At 62.0% G+C, this 23,455-nt stretch carries 20 protein-coding genes; 13 read left to right on the forward strand and 7 right to left on the reverse strand.

Annotated elements, in window-relative coordinates; genetic code table 11:
* The first annotated feature begins 100 nt into the window (after positions 1 to 100).
* Both AACV02_RS30455 and AACV02_RS30460 read left to right on the forward strand, forming a co-directional pair.
* Positions 101 to 3,484: an ATP-binding protein gene (locus tag AACV02_RS30455; RefSeq protein ID WP_119735993.1), complete on the forward strand. Its 3,384-nt coding sequence runs from the start codon at positions 101 to 103 to the stop codon at positions 3,482 to 3,484.
* Positions 3,459 to 4,124 (forward strand): response regulator, encoded by a 666-nt coding sequence (locus tag AACV02_RS30460; RefSeq protein ID WP_119735995.1) that lies wholly within the window; start codon positions 3,459 to 3,461, stop codon positions 4,122 to 4,124. The genes AACV02_RS30455 and AACV02_RS30460 overlap by 26 nt, the downstream gene beginning before the upstream one ends.
* A 937-nt stretch (positions 4,125 to 5,061) precedes the next feature.
* Here AACV02_RS30460 and AACV02_RS30465 read toward each other — a convergent pair.
* Positions 5,062 to 5,892, reverse strand: coding sequence for an IclR family transcriptional regulator (locus tag AACV02_RS30465; RefSeq protein WP_119735997.1), 831 nt, complete (start codon positions 5,890 to 5,892; stop codon positions 5,062 to 5,064).
* 241 nt (positions 5,893 to 6,133) lie between these two features.
* On the opposite strand from AACV02_RS30465, the gene AACV02_RS30470 reads away from it, so the two are divergent.
* The 7 genes from AACV02_RS30470 to AACV02_RS30500 are packed head-to-tail and all read left to right on the forward strand — an operon-like array spanning position 6,134 to position 12,573.
* Positions 6,134 to 7,162, forward strand: a complete 1,029-nt coding sequence (locus AACV02_RS30470) for an ABC transporter ATP-binding protein (protein ID WP_106579702.1) — start codon at positions 6,134 to 6,136, stop codon at positions 7,160 to 7,162.
* Positions 7,159 to 8,004, forward strand: a complete 846-nt coding sequence (locus AACV02_RS30475; RefSeq protein ID WP_119735999.1) for an ABC transporter permease — start codon at positions 7,159 to 7,161, stop codon at positions 8,002 to 8,004. Before AACV02_RS30470 ends, AACV02_RS30475 begins: the two co-directional genes overlap by 4 nt.
* 4 nt (positions 8,005 to 8,008) lie before the next feature.
* A complete protein-coding gene (locus tag AACV02_RS30480; RefSeq protein ID WP_119736002.1) occupies positions 8,009 to 8,803 on the forward strand; it encodes an ABC transporter permease in 795 nt (264 codons plus the stop codon).
* Positions 8,803 to 9,093, forward strand: a complete 291-nt coding sequence (locus AACV02_RS30485) for a (2Fe-2S)-binding protein (protein ID WP_119736004.1) — start codon at positions 8,803 to 8,805, stop codon at positions 9,091 to 9,093. The genes AACV02_RS30480 and AACV02_RS30485 overlap by 1 nt, the downstream gene beginning before the upstream one ends.
* The gene (locus AACV02_RS30490; RefSeq protein WP_119736006.1) at positions 9,090 to 10,433 is read left to right on the forward strand and encodes an FAD/NAD(P)-dependent oxidoreductase; all 1,344 of its coding nucleotides are present in this window, start codon (positions 9,090 to 9,092) and stop codon (positions 10,431 to 10,433) included. The genes AACV02_RS30485 and AACV02_RS30490 overlap by 4 nt, the downstream gene beginning before the upstream one ends.
* A complete protein-coding gene (locus AACV02_RS30495) occupies positions 10,430 to 11,527 on the forward strand; it encodes an NAD(P)/FAD-dependent oxidoreductase (RefSeq protein ID WP_119736009.1) in 1,098 nt (365 codons plus the stop codon). Before AACV02_RS30490 ends, AACV02_RS30495 begins: the two co-directional genes overlap by 4 nt.
* Positions 11,528 to 11,541: 14 nt before the next feature.
* Positions 11,542 to 12,573 carry an ABC transporter substrate-binding protein gene (locus tag AACV02_RS30500; protein WP_119736011.1) on the forward strand — a complete coding sequence of 344 codons (1,032 nt, stop codon included), beginning with the start codon at positions 11,542 to 11,544 and terminating at the stop codon, positions 12,571 to 12,573.
* Between the two features lie 25 nt (positions 12,574 to 12,598).
* On the opposite strand, the gene nadE is transcribed toward AACV02_RS30500, so the two are convergent.
* The 3 genes from nadE to AACV02_RS30515 form a co-directional block, all read right to left on the reverse strand.
* On the reverse strand, positions 12,599 to 13,411 hold the full coding sequence (nadE, locus tag AACV02_RS30505; RefSeq protein WP_119736013.1) for an ammonia-dependent NAD(+) synthetase: 813 nt from the start codon (positions 13,409 to 13,411) through the stop codon (positions 12,599 to 12,601).
* A 77-nt stretch (positions 13,412 to 13,488) separates the two neighbouring features.
* A complete protein-coding gene (gene pncB / locus AACV02_RS30510; protein WP_119736016.1) occupies positions 13,489 to 14,727 on the reverse strand; it encodes a nicotinate phosphoribosyltransferase in 1,239 nt (412 codons plus the stop codon).
* A gap of 11 nt (positions 14,728 to 14,738) precedes the next feature.
* Complete coding sequence (locus tag AACV02_RS30515) at positions 14,739 to 15,386, reverse strand: nicotinamidase (RefSeq protein WP_119736018.1); 648 nt, start codon at positions 15,384 to 15,386, stop codon at positions 14,739 to 14,741.
* A 146-nt stretch (positions 15,387 to 15,532) separates the two neighbouring features.
* On the opposite strand from AACV02_RS30515, the gene AACV02_RS30520 reads away from it, so the two are divergent.
* Complete coding sequence (locus AACV02_RS30520) at positions 15,533 to 16,225, forward strand: NUDIX hydrolase (protein ID WP_119736021.1); 693 nt, start codon at positions 15,533 to 15,535, stop codon at positions 16,223 to 16,225.
* Between the two features lie 138 nt (positions 16,226 to 16,363).
* On the opposite strand, the gene AACV02_RS30525 is transcribed toward AACV02_RS30520, so the two are convergent.
* Together AACV02_RS30525 and AACV02_RS30530 are read right to left on the reverse strand one after the other, a co-directional pair.
* Positions 16,364 to 17,137: an L-iditol 2-dehydrogenase gene (locus AACV02_RS30525; protein WP_106579639.1), complete on the reverse strand. Its 774-nt coding sequence runs from the start codon at positions 17,135 to 17,137 to the stop codon at positions 16,364 to 16,366.
* A gap of 18 nt (positions 17,138 to 17,155) precedes the next feature.
* Positions 17,156 to 18,466 (reverse strand): ABC transporter substrate-binding protein, encoded by a 1,311-nt coding sequence (locus AACV02_RS30530; protein WP_119736023.1) that lies wholly within the window; start codon positions 18,464 to 18,466, stop codon positions 17,156 to 17,158.
* Positions 18,467 to 18,676: 210 nt separating this feature from the next.
* Here AACV02_RS30530 and AACV02_RS30535 point away from each other — a divergent pair, with 210 nt between their 5' ends.
* From AACV02_RS30535 to AACV02_RS30545, 3 genes are all read left to right on the forward strand, one after another.
* Complete coding sequence (locus AACV02_RS30535; RefSeq protein WP_119736026.1) at positions 18,677 to 19,615, forward strand: AraC family transcriptional regulator; 939 nt, start codon at positions 18,677 to 18,679, stop codon at positions 19,613 to 19,615.
* A gap of 154 nt (positions 19,616 to 19,769) precedes the next feature.
* Positions 19,770 to 20,717 carry a nucleoside-specific channel-forming protein Tsx gene (locus tag AACV02_RS30540; RefSeq protein WP_119736028.1) on the forward strand — a complete coding sequence of 316 codons (948 nt, stop codon included), beginning with the start codon at positions 19,770 to 19,772 and terminating at the stop codon, positions 20,715 to 20,717.
* 14 nt (positions 20,718 to 20,731) lie between these two features.
* Entirely contained in the window at positions 20,732 to 21,757 is a 1,026-nt protein-coding gene (locus AACV02_RS30545; RefSeq protein WP_106579635.1) for a purine-nucleoside phosphorylase, read from the forward strand.
* Positions 21,758 to 21,882: 125 nt separating this feature from the next.
* Here AACV02_RS30545 and AACV02_RS30550 read toward each other — a convergent pair whose 3' ends face one another.
* Entirely contained in the window at positions 21,883 to 22,218 is a 336-nt protein-coding gene (locus AACV02_RS30550) for a DUF6124 family protein (RefSeq protein ID WP_119736030.1), read from the reverse strand.
* Positions 22,219 to 23,455: the final 1,237 nt, after the last annotated feature.

Genomic DNA, 23,455 nt, shown 5'->3' on the forward strand with positions numbered 1-23,455 from the left:
ACCGCGATCGGGGGCAAGCCCCCTCCCACATTTGCATCTCAGCGCACTTGAGGGCATGGAACTTGCTCGCCAACCTCGCCCTCCTCTGGAGTTAACCACCGTGCACCCTTTCTCCGGCACCCAGCGCATCGTCAAGATCCGCCGCGACTACAACACCTGGGTCGCCGACGAGACCATGGAAGACTACGCCCTGCGCTACACGCCCAAATCCTTTCGCAAGTGGTCGGAACTGCGCATCGCCAACACTGCCCTGGGCGCCGTGTCCTTTCTGGCGCTGGAAGCCATTGGCGGCGTGCTCGCCTTGAGCTATGGCTTCACCAACACCTTCTGGGCGATCCTGGCGATCAGCCTGGTGATCTTCCTCACCGGCCTGCCCATCAGCTATTACGCCGCCCGTTACGGCGTGGACATGGACCTGCTGACCCGCGGCGCCGGCTTTGGCTACATCGGCTCGACCATCACCTCGTTGATTTATGCCAGCTTCACGTTCCTGTTCTTCGCGCTGGAAGCGGCAATCATGGCCCTGGCCCTGGAGCTGTATTTCCACATTCCGCTGGCCATCGCCTATGTGATCTGCTCATTGCTGGTGATTCCGCTGGTGGCCTACGGCGTAACCCTGATCAGCCGCCTGCAATTGTGGACGCAACCGCTCTGGCTGCTGTTGCTGGTGTTGCCCTACGGCTTCGTCTGGTGGAAAAACCCCGACGCCTTCAGCGACTGGACCAGCTTTGTGGGGCGCAGTGGCGACGGCGGCGGTTTTAATTTGCTGTCGTTCTGCGCCGCCTGCACCGTGGCGCTGTCGCTGGTCACGCAGATCGGCGAACAGGTCGACTACCTGCGCTTCCTGCCGGAAAAGACCGCCGCCAACCGCAAACGCTGGTGGGCCGCCCTGCTCTGCGCCGGGCCCGGCTGGATCATCCCCGGCGCGTTGAAAATGTTCGCCGGGGCGTTTCTGGCGTTTCTCGCCCTGCAACATGAAATCCCCATGGAGCGCGCCGCCGAGCCCACGCAGATGTACCTGGTCGCGTTCCGCTATGTGTTCAGCTCGCCGGAATGGGCGCTCGGCGCGATGGTGCTGTTCGTGTTCATCTCACAGATGAAAATCAACCTGACCAACGCCTACGCCGGCTCCCTGGCCTGGTCGAACTTCTTCGCCCGCGTGACCCACAGCCACCCCGGCCGCGTGGTGTGGCTGGTGTTCAACGTGGCCATCGCGCTGATGCTGATGGAGCTGGGCGTATTCGATGTGATCGACCAGGTGCTGGGGCTCTACGCCAACATCGCGATTGCCTGGATCGGCACGCTGGTGGCCGACCTGGTGATCAACAAGCCGCTGGGCCTGTCGCCCAAACACATCGAGTTCAAGCGCGCGCACCTTTACGACATCAACCCGGTGGGCGTCGGCTCGATGCTGATTGCCTCGCTGCTGTCGATCCTCGCCCATTTCGGCCTGTTCGGTGCCCTTGCCCAGGCCGCGCCGCCCTTCGTCGCGCTGGGCACGGCGCTGATCATGGCGCCGCTGTTGGCCTGGCTGACCCAGGGCAAGTACTACATCGCGCGTACCAGCGACGTGACCCTGATTCACCCGGTGGCCCCCGCCACCCACGCGGTGTGTGGGCTGTGCAGCAACCCGTTCGAAACCGCCGACATGGCGTTTTGTCCGGCCTACAGCACGCCCATCTGTTCGCTGTGCTGCTCGCTGGATGCGCGTTGCGGTGACCGGTGCAAACCTCATGCGCGCCTGGTCACGCAGTTCGAAGGCGTATTGCGCTGGCTGCTGCCCACCACCCTGATGCCGCGCCTGCATACGCGACTGGCGCACTACCTTGGGCTGTTGCTGGTGCTGGTGCTGCTGCTCGCCGGCGCGCTGGCGCTGATCTACGTACAGGCCGCCCAAGGGTTGCCGCATTCCGAGACCTTGTATCAGGCGTTTTTCAAGGCGTTCCTCACCCTATCGGTATTGGCCGCCGTGCTCGCCTGGTGGGTAGTGCTGACCCGCGAAAGCCGGCGTGTCGCTCAGGAAGAATCCGACCGCCAGACCCTGCTGCTGATGCAGGAAATCGACGCCCACAGCCTCACCGACCAAGCCCTGCAACACGCCAAAGAGGCCTCCGAAGCCGCGAACGCCGCCAAAAGTCGTTACGTCACCGGGCTGTCTCACGAGCTGCGCACGCCGCTGAACAGCATCCTTGGTTTTACCCAGATCCTGCAGCGCGACAACGCCATGCCCGAGCAGCATCAGGACGCGCTGGCGACTATCCTGCGCAGCGGCTCGCACCTGCTGTCGCTGATCGATGGCTTGCTCGACGTGGCCAAGATCGAGGCTGGCAAACTGCGCCTGGAACTCACGGAAATCCCCTTCCCCGAGTTGATCCACGACCTGGAACAGATGTTCACCCCACAAGCCCAGGACAAGGGCCTGCGCTTTCGCCTGGACTGCGTGGGCAAGATCCCGGCCGTGGTGCGTGGCGATGAAAAGCGTGTGCGCCAGATCCTGATCAACCTGCTCGGCAACGCGGTGAATTTCACCGACAGCGGCGAGGTCTGCCTGCGGGTCAGCTATCGGCGCGAGACCGCCAACTTTGAAATCATCGACACCGGGATCGGCATCGACCCTGGGCAGATCGAGCGGATTTTCCAGCCATTCGAGCGCGGCGATCTGATGCGCCAGGACAAGGGCGTGGGCCTGGGGCTGACCATCACGCGCATGCTCACCTCGCTGATGGGCGGCGAATTGCGCGTCACCAGTGAGCTGGACAAAGGCACGTGTTTCCAGGTGCGGCTGTTCCTCTCGCAAGTGCGCGCGCCGCAGGCGGTGGTGCACGTGGAGCACGACATCATCGGTTATCACGGTGTGCGTCGGCGCATCCTGGTGGTGGACGACCATGTGGACCATCGCAAGGTGCTCAGTGGCATGCTCACACCGCTGGGGTTTGAAGTGATCCAGGCCAGCAATGGCCAGGACGCGATCCGCCAGGTGGCGCTGCTGGCGCCGGACCTGATCCTGATGGACCTGTCGATGCCGACCCTGGATGGCTGGGAAACCAGCCGCTTGATCCGCCGCAATGCGCTGTCCAGCGCGCCGATCATCGTGATCTCGGCCAACGCCTTTACCGACGACCGCGAACGCAGCACCGCCGCCGCCTGCAACGATTACCTGGCCAAACCGGTGCGCACCCCGGAACTGCTCGGGTGCCTGCAACAGCACTTGGACCTGCAGTGGTTGCGGCGTACCCGAACGTCCACGCCGCCTGCACCGCCCAGCGTATTGCCCAGCCCTGAAGACCTCGCCGCCCTCGCCGAACTCAGCGCCATCGGCTACGTGCGCGGCTTGCACGAAAAACTCGACACCATCCTGGAACATCGCCCGGACGCCGCGCCTTTCATCGCCAAAGTGCGCGGGCTGCTCAAGGGGTTCCGCCTGGATGAACTCAACCGAACCTTAAAGGAGGCCGAAGATGAATGCGCTCACCCGCAGCACTGAACCTGGCGTGGTGCTGATCGTCGATGACACCCCGGACAACCTCGCCATGCTCTCCGACGCCCTTGATGACGCCGGCTACATGGTGCTGGTGGCACTGGACGGCCTCAGCGCGTTGAACCGCGTGCAACGCCGGCGCCCGGACCTGATCCTGCTGGACGCGATGATGCCCGGGCTGGACGGTTTCGAAACCTGCCGTCGGCTCAAGGCCCAACCGGCCAGCGCAGACATCCCGGTGGTGTTCATGACCGGGCTGACCGACAGCAAGCACGTGGTGCAGGGGTTTGAGGTGGGTGGCAGCGATTACGTGACCAAGCCGATCCAGACGGATGAAGTATTGGCGCGGGTGGCAGCACATTTGCGTACATCACGAATCTTGCTCTCGGCGCGTGCCGCGACCCAGCCGAGCATGCTGACCCTGGAGGACGCCCCGGCGCAACGACTGTTATCCGCCCGGTTTCAACTGACCGAGCGTGAGGTGGAAGTGCTGCGTTGGGTAGCGTGTGGAAAAACCAATCGGGATATCGGCGACATCCTGGGGTTGAGCCCCAGGACGGTGAACAAGCATTTGGAGCATGTATATGTGAAGCTCGGCGTGGAGACTCGAACAGCCGCCACCTCAGTAGCGTTGGCCGCAATCTGAATGGGTGTGGGGCTTGTGTGGATCTCAGTACATCACGTAGAGACTGTGCTGATCTGCATTGCCCTGAAACCTCAGGCTGTACTCGGTCAATGTGGGAGCTGGCTTGCCTGCGATGGCATCGACTGGTTATGCCTGATACACCGAGGTGTCTGCATCGCAGGCAAGCCAGCTCCCACAGAAAAGCAAAAGCACTGCGGTGCTGGCAGCTGAACTCGGTCAACTTGTGGGAGCGGGCTTGCTCGCGAAGGCGTCGACTGGGTGTTACTGATACACCGAGTTGTCTGCATCGCAGGCAAGCCAGTTCCCACAGAAAAGCAAAAGCACTGCGGTGCTGGCAGCTGAACTCGGTCAATGTGGGAGCAGGCTTGCCTGCGAAGGCATCGACTGGGTGTTACTGATACACCGAGTTGTCTGCATCGCAGGCAAGCCAGCTCCCACAGAAAAGCAAAAGCACTGCGGTGGTGGAGGCTGCACTCGCTCCCACATTTGGATCGCAGTGCATCAGATAGAGATGTGTTGCTGTGCTGTTGCCCTGCTTTTGCTTCAACCACTCAGGTCGGCTACCAGGCCGCCGTGCTCTGCTCTTGATCTTGCTTTTGATTTTGATCTGACAGGCCCCGTCAACCACGCTGGCCGAACGCAGGCTTGAATCCGTGGGTAACCCGGCAGGACGCCGGGTTAGCCGCGTTGGGGCCATGGATGGCCCGTCGCGGCGGCCCACGGATTCAAGCCGGAGTGAGGGCACACCGAGCCCAAGCGAGGTGCCGAGTGGTGGGGCACAGACCTTTTGGTTACTTTTGGCTGGGCCGGCATTCCGGGCGTTTGCCAAAAGTGACCCGCTGTAAGAGCGGAACCCTAAGTGGCCGTTACCGCAGCAACGGATACGCACTCATATCTACCAAAACCACCCACGGCCTCCCGTCGGCAACCACCCAAGCTACCCACCAAAAGTCTGCGAAGGCCGGCGCAACGTCGGATCAAACGGATTAATCCTCGGCCCGATCGCCGCCGCTTCACGCTTGAGCAACTCCACCACCATCGGCAACCGGCTAGGCCCCAGGCGATCACTGATGGTCGCCACACTCAACGCCGCCACCGCATACCCCTCCCGATTCAAAATCGGCACCGCCAACCCCGCCATGCCTTCCAGCACGCCGGTGTTGCGCGCGGCATACCCCAGGCTGCGCACATTCTCCACCTCCGAACGCAGCAGCACCTCGTCATACAGGTGAAAATCCTTGAGCCGAGGCAAGTTGTAGCGAATCACCGTCTCACGCTCCTCCTCCGGCAAGAACGCCAGAATCGCCAAACTGCCCTGCCCTACGCCCAACGCCACACGCCCGCCAATATCCCCGGTAAAAGTGCGGATCGGGTACGGCCCTTCGCTGCGGTCCAGGCAGACCGCATCAAAACCACTGCGTGCCAGCAAAAACAGCGAATCACCCAACGACGCACTCAAGCGCAACATGCTCGGCCGCACCAGGTCGCGCAGGTTGCCGGTCTTGCCCGCGTTCGCCGCCAGCGCGAAGAACTCCAGGCTCAGGCGATATCGCTTGCTGCGCGCGTCCTGCTCGACCATCCCCTCGTCCATCAGGCTGCGCAACAGGCGGTGGGTGGTGGGCTGCGACAGGCCCACCTGCTGGGCCAGTTGAGTCACGCGTTCGCCGCCTTCAGGCACGTCGCCCAATGCACGCAACAGCGCGAACACCCGCGACACACTGCCCGAACCCACTTCTTTGCCGCTGTCATTCCGCTCAGTGGAATCCATATCACATAATCTCGGCGTAAATTCTGCTGAATGAATAAATTGGAAAATAATAGTCCGTTGAGTGAAATTCCATCTTCCGCCCATCCTAGTCTTCGTCCTAATCTGCGTCCACAGGGGCGAAATGAACAACAAACGGCAGCCGACTCGAGATCGAGCGCCACCGCACCCGCAACACTCTTTTCGCATCTGCCCAAAACAAAAAAGCGCGTTTCGACGCGACTCAAAAAGGTGGAACGCAGACATGGCTTTTCTCCAACTCAACGCCTTGAGCAAACGTTACGGCGCCGTCGACGCGGTGGTCGCCACTGACCTTGCGGTCGAAAAAGGCGAGTTCGTTTCCCTGCTCGGTCCCTCGGGCTGCGGCAAAACCACCACCCTGCAAATGATCGCCGGCTTCGTCGACGTGAGCGGCGGGCAGATCCTGCTCGACGGCCGCGACATCACCCACGCCAAACCCGCCAGCCGTGGCCTGGGCGTGGTGTTCCAGAGCTACGCGCTGTTCCCGCACATGACCGTGCGCGACAACGTCGCCTTCGGCCTGAAGATGCGCAAAGTGCCGGCCGCCGAAATCGCCAGCAAGGTCAAGACCGTGCTGGAACTGGTGCGCCTGGCGCCGCACGCCGAGCGCTACCCGCGTGAGCTCTCCGGCGGCCAGCGCCAGCGTGTAGCGCTGGCCCGCGCGCTGGTGATCGAGCCGCCGGTGCTGCTGCTCGATGAACCGTTGTCCAACCTCGACGCCAACCTGCGCGAGGAAATGCAGTTTGAAATCCGCCGCATCCAGTGCGCCGTGGGCATCACCACCTTGATGGTCACCCACGACCAGGCCGAAGCGCTGTCGATCAGCGACCGCGTGGTGGTGATGCAGGCCGGACGCGTCACGCAGATCGACGCACCCTACAAGCTCTACGAACACCCACGCACGCGCTTCATATCGGACTTCGTCGGCAAGGCCAACCTGCTGCCGGGCGACTACGACGAACTCGGCACCCCACAAGTGCGCCACGCCAGCGGCGACGGCGAGCTGACCCTGAGCCTGCGCCCGGAAAAAATCACCTTGGTGGCCGCAGGCAGCGGGCGCGTGCAAGGCAAGGTCCTCGACAGCTACTTCTTCGGCAGCCAATGGCTGTACCGCGTCCACACCTCGCTTGGAGAAATCACCGTGGTGCGCAGCAACGACGGCAGCGCGCCGCTCGGTTGCGGCGCGGCAGTCGGCCTGGACTGGCACGCCGGCCTGCTGCGCGTGCTGGCGGCGGATGAGGTGCGCGCATGAGTCGGGGTTATCTGCTGTCGTTGCCGGCCCTGGCGCTGTTCACCGGGCTGTTGATTTTGCCGCTGGTGATGACGCTGGTGCTGTCGTTCAACGTGTTCGACTACCAGGTGGGCGTGAAGGCGGATGAATGGACCTTGGCGCATTACCTGTCGCTGTTCAGTGATGCGTACTTCTATGAAATCTTCTGGCGCACCTTCTGGATCAGCGCGCTGGTGACCTTGCTGTGCGTCGTGATCGGCGTGCCCGAGGCTTACATTCTGAGTCGCATGGGCACGCCGTGGCGCTCGATCTTCCTGATCCTGATCCTCACGCCGTTGCTGATTTCGGTGGTGGTGCGCGCCTTCGGCTGGAGCCTGTTGCTCGGCGCCGACGGGCTGGTCAACCAAGTGATCCAGGCCCTCGGCGGACGCCCGGTGAAACTGCTGTACACACCGTTTGCGGTGATCATCGCGCTGGTGCACGTGATGCTGCCGTTCATGATCATTCCGGTGTGGACCTCGCTGCAAAAACTCGACCCGTCGGCAGAACAGGCGGCGCTGTCACTCGGCGCCAGCCAGGCCACGGTGATGCGCAGGATCGTGTGGCCGCAGGTGATGCCCGGCGTGCTGTCCGGCACGTTGATTGTGTTCGGCCTGGCGGCCAGCTCGTTTGCGATCCCCGGCCTGCTCGGCGGGCGCCGCCTGAAAATGGTCGCCACGGTGGTGTACGACCAGTACCTCTCGGAACTCAACTGGCCCATGGGCGCGACCATCGCGGTGGTGCTGCTGTTGGTCAACCTGCTGATCATGCTGAGCTGGAACCGCATGGTCGAAAGCCGCTACAAAAAGTCCCTGGGGGTTTAAGCGCATGTCCAGAAACGGTCCTTTGGCCCTCGGCTTTCACGGCTTGGTGGTGCTGTTCATGATGGCGCCGCTGGTGGTGGTGTGCCTGGTGGCCTTCACCCCGGAAAACACCTTGAGCCTGCCGACATCGGGCTTCTCGCTGCGCTGGTTTCGCGCGGTGTTCGAGCGCGCCGACTTTATCCAGGCGTTCTATAACAGCCTGATCCTGGCGTTTACCGCCGCTACCCTGGCCACGCTGATTGCAGTACCGGCGGCCTTGGCGATCAGCCGTTATCAGTTTCCGGGGCGCAACTTTTTCAGTGCGTTGTTCCTGTCGCCAATCATCATCCCGCACCTGGTGCTGGGCGTAGCGATGCTGCGTTTGTTTGCGCTGATGGGCGTAAATGGCAGCTTCACCTGGCTGATGCTCGCCCACGTGGTGATCATCACCCCGTACGTGCTGCGCCTGGTGCTGGCGGCGGCAATCGGCATTGACCGCAGCGCCGAACAGGCGGCGCAGTCGCTGGGTGCCAGCCGCTTTACGCTGTTTCGCCAAATCACCCTGCCGATGATTCTGCCCGGTGTGGCCGGCGGCTGGTTGTTGGCGTTCATCAACAGTTTCGATGAAGTGACGCTGTCGATCTTCGTCAGCTCGCCGGCCACGCAAACCCTGCCGGTGCGCATGTACGTGTACGCCACCGAGTCCATCGACCCGATGATGGCGGCGGTGTCGGCGCTGGTGATTGCGCTGACCGCAGCAACCATGATTCTGCTCGACCGGGTCTACGGCCTGGACCGCGTGCTGGTGGGGAAACATTGATGGCGCTGTTCAAACGATTGGCCGAAACCCAGCGCCCGGCTGTGGCCTTCACCCTGGATGGGCAACCCGCTACGGGCTTGCTCGGCGACACGTTGCTGACCGCCGTGCTGACCTGTGCCGAGCACCTGCGCGGCAGCGATTTCAGCGCCGAGCGCCGGGCCGGGTTCTGCCTGATGGGCGCTTGCCAGGATTGCTGGGTGCGGCTGCAGGACGGGCGCCGCTTGCGCGCCTGTGCGACGTTATTGGAAGAAGGCCAGGCGATCAGCCGTGATCCGGGGCGCCAAGCATGAAGCCGATTGTGATTGTGGGCGCAGGCCCGGCCGGCATCAGCGCGGCGCGCACCCTGCTCGACCACGGCGTCACGCCGTGCCTGGTGGATGAAAGCCTGCGCGGCGGCGGGCAGATTTACCGGCGCCAACCGGCCAACTTCCAGCGCTCGGCCAAGGAGCTTTACGGGTTTGACGCCAGCAAGGCCGAGGCCGTGCACCGCACCATGGATGAGCTGGCACCTTTGATCGACTACCGGCCGCAAACCCTGGTGTGGAACGCCGAGGACGGGCGCCTGGATATGCTCAACAACGGCCGTGCCCAGAGCGTCGAGTACGCGCAACTCATCGTCGCCACGGGCGCCACCGACCGCATCCTGCCGGTGCCCGGCTGGACCTTGCCCGGCGTCTACAGCCTGGGCGCGGCGCAAATCGCCTTGAAGTATCAAGGCTGCGCCATCGGTGAGCGCGTGGCGTTTTGTGGCAGCGGACCGTTGCTGTACCTGGTGGCGTATCAATACGCCAAGGCTGGGGCCAAGGTGGTCGCGGTGCTCGACAGCGCACCCTTCAGCGCGCAATGCCGCGCCTTGCCTGCATTGCTCGGGCAACCGGCGACGCTGGCCAAGGGTGTGTATTACCGCGCCTGGCTCACGGCCCATGGCATTCCCGTGCACCAGGGCGCGACGCTCACGCAGATCGACGGCGAACAGCGGGTTAAAGGTATTCGCTGGGGCGAGCACACCTTGGACTGCGATGCCGTGGCCTTCGCCCATGCCTTGCGCAGCGAGACACAGCTGGCGGATTTGCTCGGCTGCGAATTTGCCTGGAACAGCTTGAACCGCGCCTGGCTGCCACAACGCGACAGCGCCGGGCGCAGCAGCATCCTCGGCGTGTACCTGGCAGGCGATGGCGCCGGAATCATGGGCGCCGACGCGGCGCAGATGGCCGGTGAGCGCGCCGCGTTGGCGGTATTGGAAGACGCTGGTATGCCCATTGATCATCGCCGCATCGCCGTCCTGGAACAGCAACTGGCGAGCATCCAGCGCTTTCGCCACGGCCTGGAAACCGCATTCCCCTTCCCCGAACACTGGGCCGCGCAGGCGCCGGATGAACTGATGCTGTGCCGCTGCGAAGAAGTCAGCGTCGGCGAGGTGCGCGCGGTGGTGGATGAAGGCCACTGGGAAATCAATCGGGTCAAAGCCCATTGCCGCGTCGGCATGGGCCGCTGCCAGGGCCGCATGTGCGGGCTGGCAGCGGCGGAAATTGTCGCCGAGCGCAGTGGCCGCGGGATTGAACACGTCGGGCGCCTGCGCGGCCAGGCGCCGATCAAGCCGCTGCCGTTTGGCGTAGAGGTGCAGCCATGATCGACGTGATCGTGTTGGGCGGCGGCATCGTCGGCGCTTCGGCGGCCTTGATGCTGGCGCAAAAAGGTCAGCGCGTGGCGTTGGTAGAGCGCGACTTTTGCGGCTCACATTCCAGCGGCGTCAACTACGGCGGCGTGCGCCGTCAGGGTCGGCCGTTGCATCAATTGCCGCTGTCGCAACGCGCCCATCAGTTGTGGGCCGACTTGCCGGGGCTGATCGGCATCGACGGCGAGTACGTGCGCTCCGGGCATTTGAAGTTGGCGCGCAGCCATGCCGATTTTGCCGCGCTGCACACCTATGCCGAGCAAACCCGAGGCTTTGGGCTGGGCTTGCAGTTGTTGGATCACGCGCAGCTGCGCGCGCGATTCCCTTGGGTCGGCGATATCGCGGTCGGCGCTTCATTGTGCCCTGAAGACGGGCACGCCAACCCGCGCCTGGTGTCGCCCGCCTTTGCCCGCGCCGCGCAGCGCCAGGGTGCTGAGGTATACGAGCAGGCCGAAGTGATGCGCATCGAACATGACGGCCAGCGGTTTCAGGTGCGCTGCGCCAACGGCCTGCACCTGCAAGCGCCGTGGCTGCTCAACTGCGCCGGCGCCTGGGCCGGGACCGTCGCCGCGCAATTTGGCGAACCGGTGCCGATCACCTCGGCGCACCCGGCGATGCTGGTGACCGAGCCGCTGCCGGTGGTGATGAACGTCAGTACCGGCGTCGAAGGCGGCGGCATTTATGCGCGCCAGGTCGCCCGTGGCAATTGCATTCTTGGCGGCGGCCGGGGCTTTGCCCTTGGCCCGCTGACGGCGCGTCCGGGGCAGGCGGCGGTGCTGGAGATTTTGCGCAACGCCGGCGAGTTGTACCCGTTTCTCAAAGGTGCCCAGGCGATACGTACCTGGAGCGGCACCGAAGGTTACTTACCCGATCACGAACCGGTGATCGGCCCCAGCAGCACCCAGCCTGGCCTGCTTCACGGTTTCGGCTTTGCCGGCGCCGGGTTCCAGCTCGGCCCTGCGGTCGGTGAAGCCCTGGCAGAGATCGTCTGCAGCGGGGCCAGCCGGCAACCCATCGAAGCGTTTTCCATCCGTCGTTTCCAAGCCTGAGAGGAAAAACACCCATGCACACACGTATCGCGCTGTCCTGCTTGTCCCTCGCGTTGCTCGCCTCCACCGCGCATGCCGCGCCCACGCTGTACCTGGGCATGAACGGCGGCACCATGGAGCGGGTGTACGCCGACAAGGTGCTGCCCGCGTTCGAGAAAGCCAATAACGTCAAGGTGGTGATCGTGCCCGGCACCTCGTCGGACATCCTCGCCAAGGTCCAGGCCAACAAAGACAACCCGCAAATGCACGTGATGTTCCTCGACGACGGCATCATGTACCGCGCCATCTCCATGGGCCTGTGCGACAAACTCGCACCGAGCGCGCCCCTGGACCAGATCCCGGCCAAGGCCAAAATCAAGGACGAAGCCGTGGCCGTGACCCTGGGCGTGACGGGCCTTGGCTATAACGCCAAGATGTTCAAGGAAAAAGGCTGGGCCGCGCCCACCTCGTGGATGGACCTGGCCGACCCACGCTTCAAAGACAAGGTGGTGTTCCAGTCCCTGGCCTCCTCCACCTTCGGCCTGCACGGCTTTTTGATGTTCAACCGTATCCAGGGCGGCTCCGAAACAGACGTAGAACCGGGCTTCAAGGCCTGGCCGAAAACCATCGGCCCCAACGTGCTGGAATACATCGCCAGCTCGGCGAAGATTTCCGAGATGGTGCAAACCGACGAGGCGGCGATTTTCCCTCTGACGCCGACCCAGGTGACCACACAGAAACTGCTGGGCATCCCGATGGAATATGCGCAACCCAAGGAAGGCGCCGTGGTGCTGAACGTGGCCGAGTGCGTGATCGCGCGTAACGACCAGCCGGAACTGGCGCAGAAACTCGCAGCCTTCCTGCTGACCGCGCAAGCCCAGGCGCCGGCGTTGGAGGAAGGTGACCAGATCCCGTCGAACCCGACCACGCCGACCACCGATAAAACCCGCGCGCGGGTGGAGGCCATGCAGGGTTACTTGCAGACGGCGATTTCGATTGACTGGGACCAGGTGAATCAGGCGCGGCCGGAGTGGAACGCGCGGTGGAGTCGCTCGATCGAGCGCTGATGATCGTTCCCACGCGTGGGAACGATCACGGGGCAATCGGCAGTGCTCGCTTGTGCGCTGTCTTGCTGTAGGCGCCTTCAACAATCGCCCGCACCCGCTCACTCACTGGCTCGCCCATCAGGTACGCGTCGATCTCTGCATAAGAGCAGCCATAGGCATGCTCATCCAGCTTGCCCGGCGCCAATTCTTCGAGGTCGGCGGTCGGGTGTTTGTGCACCAGGTTCGCGGGAGCGCCGAGGGCCGTAGCCAACAGCCGAACCTGGGTTTTGGTCAGGCCCGACAGCGGTGCCAGGTCGCAGGCGCCGTCGCCGAACTTGGTGAAGAACCCCATCAACGCTTCGGCGCCATGGTCGGTGCCGACCACCAAACCGTTGTGCAGGTTGGCCACGGCGTACTGCGCGATCATCCGCGTGCGCGCCTTGACATTGCCTTTGATGAAATCCACATGCGCGGCGCTGGCTTCGGTCGCGGTAAGGCTGGCCATCAGGCCGTCGACGCTGGCGGCGATGTTCAGGGTGTCGATGTGATCCGGCTTGATGAAATCCAAGGAGGCCTGGGCGTCGCTTTCATCGGCCTGGGTTTTGTACGGCAGGCGCATGGCGATAAAACGCGCGACGTAGTCTTCGGCACGCAGTTGCTCTACGGCCAACTGACACAGGCGCCCCGCCGTCAGGGAATCGACACCGCCGCTGATGCCCAGCACCAGCGCCTTGCAACCGGAGCTACGCAAGGTGCTTTTGATGAAATCGATGCGCCGCTGAATCTCCTGCGGCTCGCCGCCCTTGACGAGCGCGGGGTTGATGTTCAGTTCTTGGGCGATACGTGCCTGAGTTTGCATATCACACCTCTCTATATGACGTGGATTGACCTGTGGGAGCGGGCTTGCCCGCGAAGACGGCGTGTCAGTCAACACCTTCAAGGCTGAGCCACCGCCTTCGGGAGCAAGGCCCCTCCCACAGAAAATACCTTCGCCGCGTACTGTAAAAACGAGGCGTCTTCACAGACGTTCTTGATCGGGTCATCGGAAAACTTCACCACCGGCTCACCGTGTACGCGCACCAGTTTCATCACGATGCTCAACGGCTCCACACCCTCGACATCGCAGGCCAAACTGGTGCCCATGCCGAAACCGAACCTGGCCTTGCCACTGATGTGGCGCAGGATCGGCACGCATTTTTCGAAATTCAGGCCGTCGGAGAACATCAGGTCCTTGGTCATCGGGTCGATGCCCAGCTGCTTATAGCGCGCCAGGACTTTGTCAGCCCAGACGATGGGATCACCGGAGTCCTGACGCAGGCCGTCGTAGAGCTTGGCGAAGTACAGGTCGAAATCCTTGAGGAAAAAATCGGTGCTGATGCAGTCGGTCAAGGCGATGCCGAGGCGGCCGCGGTATTCGCGCACCCAGTTTTCCAATGCGGCGTTCTGGCTCTCGCGCAGGCGCCCCAGTTGCTGGTGCACCATCAGCCATTGGTGGGCCATGGTGCCGATCAGCGGCAGGTCGAATTCGTAGGCAAGGTGGGCGTTGCTGGTGCCGATGAACTGCCCGGGGAAGTCGCGGCGCATGATGTCCACCACTTCGCGCTGGGCCTTGAACGACAGGCGCCGACGCGTGGAAAAGTCCGAGACGCGCAGGTCGGCCAGCTCTTCACGGCTGAGGTTTTTTTCCAGCCAGTCGAACTTCTGGTAGAGCTTGCGCGTGACGTCTTCCAGGCTCACGTCGGGGTATTTGTCGCGGTTGCGCAATTCGCTGACCAACGCCAGCACCGGCTGTTCGAACATGATGCAGTGCAGCATCGGCCCGACCACGCGGATGTTCAGTTGGCCATCGACTTCGCTGACGTGGATGTAGCGCAGGTTGAAGCGGAACAGGCCCAGGAAGCGCTCGTAATCGGGGGTCAGGTATTCGCGAAAGCGTGGGTTGAACAGAAAACGCAGTTCGCCTTCGCGCATCTGCAGGCCGGCGAGTTTCTCCAGCTCGTCGCGCAATTGCGGAATCAGGTGACCGAGCTTTTCCTTGGCGCGGACGATGAAGTTGTATTCCACGTCGACATTCGGGTGCTGGTGCAGCACGGCCTGCATCATGGTGAAGGTGTAGTAGTCGGTGTCGAGCAAGCCCTGGATTACCGGAGATTCGTAGTCGTAGGCACTTTCCATGGTGTTTCTCCTTAGCGCGTGGCCATCGCGGCCAGTTCTTCGCGGGTGCTGCTGATGACAGCACCGGCCTTGAGCAACTCATTCACCGCTTGTACGCCGCCCTCCTCGCTGATACCTCGGCAGGCCGGCAAGTGCACGACCACCTCCAGGCCAGCCTTGAGCAGTTGCAACGCGGTGGTCTTGACGCAGTAATCCAGGGCCAGGCCACCGACGATCACGCGGCGCACGCCTTGAGCGTTCAAATATTCGATGACGCCGGTCGACAGCTTGTCGTGCAGGTCGTGGTAGCAGGCACCGTAGGGGTGCAGATCGGGCTCGACGCCTTTCCAGATGAAGTAGTCGTAGTCATACGGCGTGGGCAATTCGTCCAGCAGCGTAAAACCCTCGGTGCCCGGCACACAGTGGCTGACCCAGGTGACATCGGCGTGGGCCAGGCCGGTGGGTTGCAGCATCTCACTGTGCTGGGTCACCACCCATGGGGCGTGCGGGGTGTGCGCGTCTTTGCTGCCGACACGGTGGCCGGCGAGGCTGGCCATGTAGTTGAGTTCGGCACCGATCTGGTCACCGCCCACCACCGGCAATTCGTCGGGGCACAGCGGCGTGAAGCTCTTCTGGGCGTCGACGTCGAATGAAGCAATGGCAGTTTTCACGAGGGTCATGGTGATTCTCCGGTGGCCTGGAAACAAAAGTACACGTCATGTACTTTCATTGCAAGAAACATTTAGTTATCTATGCTGGAGCAAGTACATGACATCGCTGTTCGATCCGTTAGACTGTGCCCCACCGCTGTTCAGAAGGATGTCACATGCCACTTAGCGCCTACCTCCATACCGTCGACCTGTGCGTGTTGTTCTACTGCCGCGCCTCCGGGGAATTGAAGCTGCTGCTGAACAAGCGCGAAGCCGAGCCGTTTGCCGGGCATTGGGCGTTACCGGGCGTGGTGGTCAATGGCGGCGTGCAAGATCTGAGCCTCAAGGACGCCGTGGAGCGCTTGCGGGCCAGTGACAAGGTCGGCTTTGATCTGGCCTGGAGCGAGCAAGTCGGCACGGTGGGCGATGCGTTTCGCGACCCGCGCTGCTGGTCGTCGTCCACCTACTACCTGGCGATCGTGGCCGATGACGTAGCGTTGGGTGAGCATCAGGCCTGGTTTTCGCTGAATGCGGTGGCCGACGGCAGTATCAAGCTGCCGTTCGACCACAACCTGATCGTCGCCGCCGTGCAGGAGCGGCTGTTCTCCAAGTCGCTGTACAGCAACTTGCCGTTGATGTTTTTGGGCAACGAGTTCAGCGCGCCGCAAGCGACCACGATCTTCTCGCTGGTGCTGGCGCGGCCGGTGTTGAAGACCAGTATTCGCCAGCGTTTGTTGAAGCTGACTGAGGCGGGGTATTTGCGTGAGACGGGGCGCAAGAAGAACGGCGAAGGCGGCAGGCCCCAGGCGACGGTGGAGAACCTGAAGCCTGGGGAAGTGTATTTTTTTGATCGCAGTTTTGCTGACTGACTCGATATCACCAACAATGAAGATCAAATGTGGGAGCGGGCTTGCTCGCGAAAGCAGTGTGTCAGTCACCGGATGGATTAGCTGACCCACCGCATTCGCGAGCAAGCCCGCTCCCACATTTTTGATTGGTGCAAGGCGCTAGTTCATCCAGTTGCCGCCATCGACGTTATAGGTTTGGGCGACTACATAGTCGGCCTCTTTGGAAGCCAGGAAGATAGCCATCCCGGTTAAATCCTCTGCCGTGCCCATGCGCCCGAACGGCACTTCGGCCCCTACCCGCTTCTTCTTCTCGCCCGGCGCCAACCCTTCATGCTGGGCAAACAACGCGTCCACGCCATCCCAATGCTCGCCGTCCACCACGCCTGGGGCAATGGCGTTGACGTTGATGCCCTGCTTGATCAGGTTCAGCCCCGCCGATTGCGTGAGGCTGATCACCGCCGCCTTGGTCGCACAATAGATCGCCACCAACGGCTCGCCCCGCCGCCCCGCCTGGCTGGCCATGTTGATGATCTTGCCGCCGTGGCCCTGGCTGATCATCTGTCGGGCGGCGGCCTGCAGGGTGAACAGCGTGCCGGCGACGTTGATCGAGAACAGCCGCTCATAGCTGTCGCGGGTAATGTCGACGATGGGCGCCAGGTCGAACAGCGCGGCGTTGTTGATCAGGATGTCGAGCTTGCCGGCATGGGCCACCACGGCGGCAATCGCGGCGTCGATGGAGGCCTGGTCGGTGACATCCATCGCGACCGCATACGCCTGTGGGCCCAGCTCTGCGGCGGTGGCCTGGGCGCGTTGCAGGTTGATGTCGGCGATGGCTACCGTAGCGCCTTCGGCGATATACGCCTGGGCAAAGGCGCGACCGATGCCGCGCGCCGATCCGGTGATCAGCGCGCTCTTACCTTCGAGTCGTTTCATGGGGCTGTCCTGTAGAAATTATTTCGGGTAGCCGGCGCGTTTCATCTCGCGCTCGGTGGTGGACTGAGCTTCGAGCAGCGCCTGGTCAACCGTCATGCCGCCGGTCAGCGCCGCCGAAAACAGCTTGCCGACCGAGGTGCCGATGGCCTGGAACTCAGGAATGGTCACGTACTGAATGCCCACGTACGGCACCGGCTTGGCCGAGGGGTGCGCGGGGTCGGCGTGCTTCATCATTTCCAGGGTCACCTGGGCAAACGGCGCGGCCTTCAGGTAAGCCTCGCTGTAGGTGGACTGGCGGGTGCCCGGCGGTACGTTGGTGATGCCTTCCTTATCAGCGACCAGTTGGATGTAATCCTTGGACGTTGCCCAGGTGATGAACGCCTTGGCGGCGTCTTTGTGCTTGGAGGTCGCCGGAATCGCCAGGGACCAGGCGTAGAGCCAGGAAGAACCTTTGTCGGTGACTTCGGTGGGGGCCGCAGCAAAACCTACGTCGTCGGCGACCTTGCTCTGGCTCTTGTCGGTGGTAAAGGAGCCGGCGACGCTGGCGTCGACCCAGATCGCGCACTTGCCGCTGTTGAACAGCGCCAGGGTTTCATTGAAGCCATTGCTGGAAACACCAGGCGGGCCGTAGTTCTTCAGGGTGTTGACGTAATAGTTGGCGGCGGCGGTCCACTCGGGGCTGGTCAGTTCCGGCTTCCACTGTTCGTCGAACCAGCGTGCGCCAAAGGCGTTGGCCATGGTGCTCAGCAGCGCGATGTTCTCGCCCCAGCCGGCCTTGCCGCGCAGGCACATGCCGTATTGGTCTTTGTCTTTGGCCGTGAGTTTGGCGGCGAACTCACCCAGCTGGGTCCAGGTGGGATGCGCGGGCATGCTCAGCCCGGCTTGCTTGAACAGGTCGGTGCGGTAGTAGGTGACCGTACTTTCGCCATAGAACGGCAAGGCGTACAGGGTGTTATCGACCGACAGGCCCTGGCGCACCGATGGGAAAATATCCTCGGCGTCGTAGTCGGCCGGCAGTTGGGTCAGGGGTTCCAGCCAGTGCTTGGCGCCCCATAACGGCGTCTCGTAGGTGCCGATGGTCAGCACGTCGAACTGGCCGCCCTGGGTGGCGATATCGGTGGTGAGGCGCTGGCGCAGCACGTTTTCTTCCAGTACCACCCAGTTGAGCTTGATGTCCGGGTGCTGGGCCTCAAAGACCTTGGACAGCCGTTGCATGCGGATCATGTCGCTGTTGTTGACGGTGGCAATGGTGACGGTGTCGGCGGCATAGCTGGGCAGGGCCAAGGCCAGGCCGGACAGCAGGAAAAGCGCTTGCGGGAGCTTTGACATGGCGGTATCCACCTGTTGTTTTTGTTGTCGAGCGCCGATTACAGCAGCTTGGCCAAGCCCTCACAAACGAATGGCGAATGCGCCACTGATACTTTTTTAACCCAGGCGCGCAGATCAAAAAAGTATCAGTGCCGAGCGAAACCGGGGGTAGCGCAGCCGCTGCCAACGCGGGTATTTTGCTGGGATTCCAGCCGTAAAAGAGGCATCACCATGCCCATCAGCCGCGCCAAACTGTTCGAGCACCGCCCCGCCGAACTCGAAGTCATCCTGCCCGAGCCGGACCAGTGTTTTCGCTGGTTCGAACACGACTACCCCTATGACCTGGCGCGCTGGAACCACCACCCCGAGTTCGAAATTCACCTGATCCGCCAGGGCAGCGGCAAGTTGGTGGCCGGCGACTACATCGGCGCGTTCAGTGCCGGGCATGTCGCGCTGATCGGTCCGGACTTGCCCCACGACTGGATCGGCGACCTGGCCCCCGGCGAATACCTGACCGGGCGCGACGTGGTGCTGCAATTCGACGGCGCCGCCCTCCTCGCCCTGCGCAAAACCCTGCCGGAACTCGGCGACCTGCAACCGCTGTTCGAACACGCCCGGCGCGGCCTGCAATTCAGCGGCGACACCGCCGTGCACGCCGCGCGCTTACTCGAAGACATCGGCAGCGCCCAAGGCCTGCAACGGCTGATCCTGTTCCTGCAACTGCTCGACACCCTGAAAAACGGCCCGGTGGCAAACGTGCAGGCGCTGGCCAGCCCCTGCTACGCCCCCACCCTGGACGCACGCAGCGCCGAGCGCATCAACAAAGCCTTCGATTACCTGATGAGGGAACTGACCGGCGACTTGCGCTTGTCCGTCATCGCGCAACAGCTGGACATGAGCGAGCCGGGCTTCTCGCGGTTTTTCAAACGCAACACCGGCCACGGTTTTATCGACCTGATGCGCAAGTTTCGCGTACAGCGCGCCTGTCGGCTGTTGCTGCAAAGCGACATGTCGGTGGCGGATATCTGTTTTGAAGTGGGCTACGCCAACCTGTCCAACTTCAACCGGCATTTTCGGATCGAGATGAACCAGACGCCGAGCGAGTATCGACGGGAGACGGCAATGCATTTGTTTAATCGGATCGAGAAAATGACACCCAGTCATTTTTGATCAAAGCGTCGACTAATTCTGCTTTTCTCCATTTTATTCAAGCCATTGAGCAAAGTTGGTACAGCCTGTGCAAACGTTTGCGGAACGAACTTGGTAGGCAAGTTCTCCTTTGCCCGAGGAATCGGGTCAAACCGCGTACGAATAGGGATTTTCCATGCACTCCACCTCAAGGCGTCCTGCTTCCTTTGGTGTTTCCTTGCTACTGGCCGCCGTTACGGGAGTACTCAGCGCACCCATTTTGGCGCAGGAAAAACCCGCCGATGACTCAGCACAGGGCGAAACCCTGGCCCCTGAAGCCAGCCCGACGAAAAAAGGCGCGTACCTGTCGGAATGGTTCAACCAGGACCTGACATTGATCGGCAGCAAAGACATCAGCTTCGGCCCCAAACCGCAGGATGACGTGTACCTGGAATACGAGTACTTCGGTCGCAAGGGCCCGTTCGAGTTGTATGGCTATATCGACGTGCCGAAAATTCTCGGTATCGGTAACAGTAATGACAAAGGCGCATGGGACCATGGCTCGCCGGTGTTCATGGAGCACGAGCCGCGCATCTCCATCGACTACCTGGCCGGTCGCAGCCTGGCCATCGGACCGTTCAAGGAATGGTACGTGGCGTTTGACTGGATCTACGACCACGGCAGCAACAAGTCGAACCGCGCCAACACCCTGTACAGCGGCCTGGGCACCGACATCGACACGCACTCGCGGGTCAACCTGTCGGCCAACTTCTATGGGCGTTACCAGTGGGAAAACTACGGCGCGAGCAATGAATACCAGTGGGATGGCTACCGCGCGCAAATGAAGTACATCGTGCCCATCAACAAGTTCGACAACGGCGCGTCGCTGACCTACATCGGCTTCACCAACTACGACTTCGGCTCGGACCTGCACAAGGACAACCCGGCACGTACCGCCAATTCGGTGGTGGCCACCAACGTGCTGCTGTACTCGTTCACCCACCTGCGTTTCACCCTGGTCGGCCGTTACTTTCACAACGGCGGCAACTGGGAGGACGGCAGCGAGCTTAATTTTGGCGAAGGCAACTTCCGCGCCCGCTCGGATGGCTGGGGCTACTACGCCGGTGTCGGCTACCAATTCTGATCAAGGAGTATTAGATGAACGCATTAACCCGTCTTTCGCTGGCCGTCGGCCTGGCCGTGTTGCCCCATGTGGTGCTGGCGGACACCGCGCCGATCAAGCCCAAAGTGATGCTGATCACCATGTTTGCCCCCGAGGCGCAAACCTGGATCGATCGCCTGGAACTCAAGCAGGAAGTGCGCGTGCCCGGCCTGTCCGCCGAATACCCGGTGATCCGCTGCAACACCCAGGACGTGTGCCTGCTGGTCACCGGCATGGGCCAAACCAACGCCGCCGCCTCCACCCTGGCATTGGCCTTGTCGCCCAAGTTCGACCTGCGCCAGAGCTATTTCCTGATTGCCGGGATTGCCGGCATCAGCCCTAAACACGGCACCATCGGCACCGCCGCCTGGGCGCATTACCTGGTGGAGTTCGGCACCCAGTGGGAAATCGACTCGCGCGATGCGCCTAAAGGCTGGCCGACCGGTTACATCGGCATCAACACCAAAGGCCCGAACGAGAAACCGCCGCTGGACTACAAAACCGAAGTGTTTGAGCTCAACCCCAAGCTGCAAGCCAAGGCATTTGCCCTGTCGCACAAGGTGGAGTTGAGCGAAAGCAAGGAATCCACCGCCTGGCGCAAACACTACCCGGCGGCCCCGGCCAATCAGCCGCCGCAAGTGACCCAGTGTGACACCGTGGCGGGCAACACCTGGTTCTCCGGCACCCGCCTGAGCGAGCGCGCCGAAGTCTGGACCAAGCTGCTCACCGACAACAAAGGCGAGTACTGCACCACCCAGCAGGAAGACAACTCCACCTATGAAGCCCTGCTGCGCGCCAGCCGCGAAGGGTTGGTGGATATCCAGCGCCTGGCCGTGGTGCGTGCCGGGTCCGATTTCGACCGGCCGTACCCTGGCTACAGCGAAGTGGACAACCTGCTGAAATATGCCGACCAAGGCGGGTTTGTGCCGGCGTTGGAGAACCTGTACCGCACGGGCAATCCGCTGGTACAGGCGATTCTCAAGAACTGGTCCGCCTGGGAAAAAGGCGTTCCCGAAGCCTGATACAAATCAAACTGTGGGAGCGGGCTTGCCCGCGATAGCGATCTGTCAGTCCGAGAGTTGTTGACTGATGCGTCGCCATCGCAGGCAAGGCAGCTCCCACATTTTTTCGACCGTGTTAACAATTCTTATGCCGTCGGATGGGCCACATTCAGCGCCTTATCCACCAACAGCTGCACCCCTTCCAGCATCCGGCAGATGCCCAGCGCGACATTACGTTGCGACCCTTCGATTTCAAACGCCATATGGTGAGCGATCTCGCTGATGGACGCCAAATCCTGGGAAGCATTGACCAGCAAGGTTTCCGTGCCCAGATCGGCGCGCACGGTGAAGAGCCCGTCGGCAGCTTCGGGGATGGGTTTTGCGGGGTTGAGGTAGTGGTTGATCGCGCGGTAGGCCACTTCGTGCAGGGTGCTGGTATCGAAGTCTGGTTGGCCTGGGGGATTTGGGCTGTCTTTGATCATGGTCAAGATCCTAAGATTGAGTGGAGCTGCCAACATTCGCGGTCAAGCAAAGAGGGAGGCAGCTGTACGCGGGTTGACCGACCGGCAATCAAAGGAAATCCGGCATACCCGAAGGTATCCCGCGTACAGCCACCGCAACACGATACCTCAGGCGTAAAAAAAACACCTGAAATAGGTTTTTGCCGTAGCAGTACTTCAATTAATCGGACGGTCAAATCCGGTCGCTGAATGGGCAGCGACGGCAGTGAGGTTAGTCAGCGCCCTTCCGAGCGACAACCTGAAACCCTTGTGGGAAACGTCTGATCAAGCGCGCCTCCTGAAACCCAATGAAGATCAAAATGTGGGAGCGGGCTTGCCCGCGATGGCGGCCTATCAGGTAAAAAATTGTGGGCTGACTCACCGCTGTCGCAGCATAGGTATCTACACATGTTTTTTACGAATTTAGTTCTGTGGGGGTTGCGGGGGCCGCTGGGTACATATCCTTTGTTTGGGTGATGGCGGATATGGGTTCCGCTCTTACAGCGGGTCACTTTTGGAAAAGAGCCCCAAAAGTAACCAAAAGGGCTCTTGCCCCACCACTCGGCACCTCGCTCACGCTTCGGTGTGCCCTCACGCAGGCTTTGGAGCGGGGGCCGCCGCGATGGGCCATCCATGGCCCAGCGCGGCTAAACCGGCGTCCTGCCGGTTTACCCCCGCTCCAAAACCTGCGTTCGGCCAGCGTGGTTTAACGGGGCGCCTAAGATCAAAATCAAGATCAAGATCTACAGCACGGCGGCCTAGTAGCCGACCTGAGTGGTTAGATCAAAAGCAAGAGCGAGGCGGCCTGACAAACGACCTGATGTTGGAAACTGAACTCGGTTGAATTGTGGGAGGGGGCTTGCCCCCGATGGCGGTGTGTCAGTCAGCTAATTAGTAACTGACCCACCGCATTCGCGAGCAAGCCCGCTCCCACATTTTGAGCCCAGTACATCAGGTAGGTGTGTGTACTCGGTCAAAGGTGGGAGCTGGCTTGCCTGCGATGGCATCAACTCGGTGTACCTGATGTACCGAGGTGTCTGCATCGCAGGCAAGCCAGCTCCCACAGAAAAGCAGCTCTGCCTTTGCCCTGTTTTTGCTGTGCTGTTGCCCTGCTTCTGCTTCAACCACTCAGGTCGGCTTTCAGGCCGCCGTGCTCTGCTCTTGATCTGCTTTTGATCTTGATCTGACAGGCCCCGTCAACCACGCTGGCCGAACGCAG

It is taken from the genome of Pseudomonas sp. Larv2_ips (assembly GCF_963879675.1).
Lineage (GTDB): Bacteria > Pseudomonadota > Gammaproteobacteria > Pseudomonadales > Pseudomonadaceae > Aquipseudomonas.

Bases quoted from the DNA above. Each gene is read 5' to 3' on its own strand.
- AACV02_RS30500 (WP_119736011.1), top strand. From the start codon at position 11,542: ATGCACACACGTATCGCGCTGTCCTGCTTGTCCCTCGCGTTGCTCGCC.
- AACV02_RS30550 (WP_119736030.1), bottom strand. From the start codon at position 22,218: ATGATCAAAGACAGCCCAAATCCCCCAGGCCAACCAGACTTCGATACC.
- AACV02_RS30495 (WP_119736009.1), top strand. From the start codon at position 10,430: ATGATCGACGTGATCGTGTTGGGCGGCGGCATCGTCGGCGCTTCGGCG.
- AACV02_RS30540 (WP_119736028.1), top strand. From the start codon at position 19,770: ATGCACTCCACCTCAAGGCGTCCTGCTTCCTTTGGTGTTTCCTTGCTA.
- AACV02_RS30525 (WP_106579639.1), bottom strand. From the start codon at position 17,137: ATGAAACGACTCGAAGGTAAGAGCGCGCTGATCACCGGATCGGCGCGC.
- AACV02_RS30480 (WP_119736002.1), top strand. From the start codon at position 8,009: ATGTCCAGAAACGGTCCTTTGGCCCTCGGCTTTCACGGCTTGGTGGTG.
- AACV02_RS30520 (WP_119736021.1), top strand. From the start codon at position 15,533: ATGCCACTTAGCGCCTACCTCCATACCGTCGACCTGTGCGTGTTGTTC.
- AACV02_RS30490 (WP_119736006.1), top strand. From the start codon at position 9,090: ATGAAGCCGATTGTGATTGTGGGCGCAGGCCCGGCCGGCATCAGCGCG.
- AACV02_RS30470 (WP_106579702.1), top strand. From the start codon at position 6,134: ATGGCTTTTCTCCAACTCAACGCCTTGAGCAAACGTTACGGCGCCGTC.
- AACV02_RS30515 (WP_119736018.1), bottom strand. From the start codon at position 15,386: ATGACCCTCGTGAAAACTGCCATTGCTTCATTCGACGTCGACGCCCAG.
- AACV02_RS30485 (WP_119736004.1), top strand. From the start codon at position 8,803: ATGGCGCTGTTCAAACGATTGGCCGAAACCCAGCGCCCGGCTGTGGCC.
- AACV02_RS30545 (WP_106579635.1), top strand. From the start codon at position 20,732: ATGAACGCATTAACCCGTCTTTCGCTGGCCGTCGGCCTGGCCGTGTTG.
- nadE (WP_119736013.1), bottom strand. From the start codon at position 13,411: ATGCAAACTCAGGCACGTATCGCCCAAGAACTGAACATCAACCCCGCG.
- AACV02_RS30535 (WP_119736026.1), top strand. From the start codon at position 18,677: ATGCCCATCAGCCGCGCCAAACTGTTCGAGCACCGCCCCGCCGAACTC.
- pncB (WP_119736016.1), bottom strand. From the start codon at position 14,727: ATGGAAAGTGCCTACGACTACGAATCTCCGGTAATCCAGGGCTTGCTC.
- AACV02_RS30460 (WP_119735995.1), top strand. From the start codon at position 3,459: ATGAATGCGCTCACCCGCAGCACTGAACCTGGCGTGGTGCTGATCGTC.
- AACV02_RS30475 (WP_119735999.1), top strand. From the start codon at position 7,159: ATGAGTCGGGGTTATCTGCTGTCGTTGCCGGCCCTGGCGCTGTTCACC.
- AACV02_RS30530 (WP_119736023.1), bottom strand. From the start codon at position 18,466: ATGTCAAAGCTCCCGCAAGCGCTTTTCCTGCTGTCCGGCCTGGCCTTG.
- AACV02_RS30465 (WP_119735997.1), bottom strand. From the start codon at position 5,892: ATGGATTCCACTGAGCGGAATGACAGCGGCAAAGAAGTGGGTTCGGGC.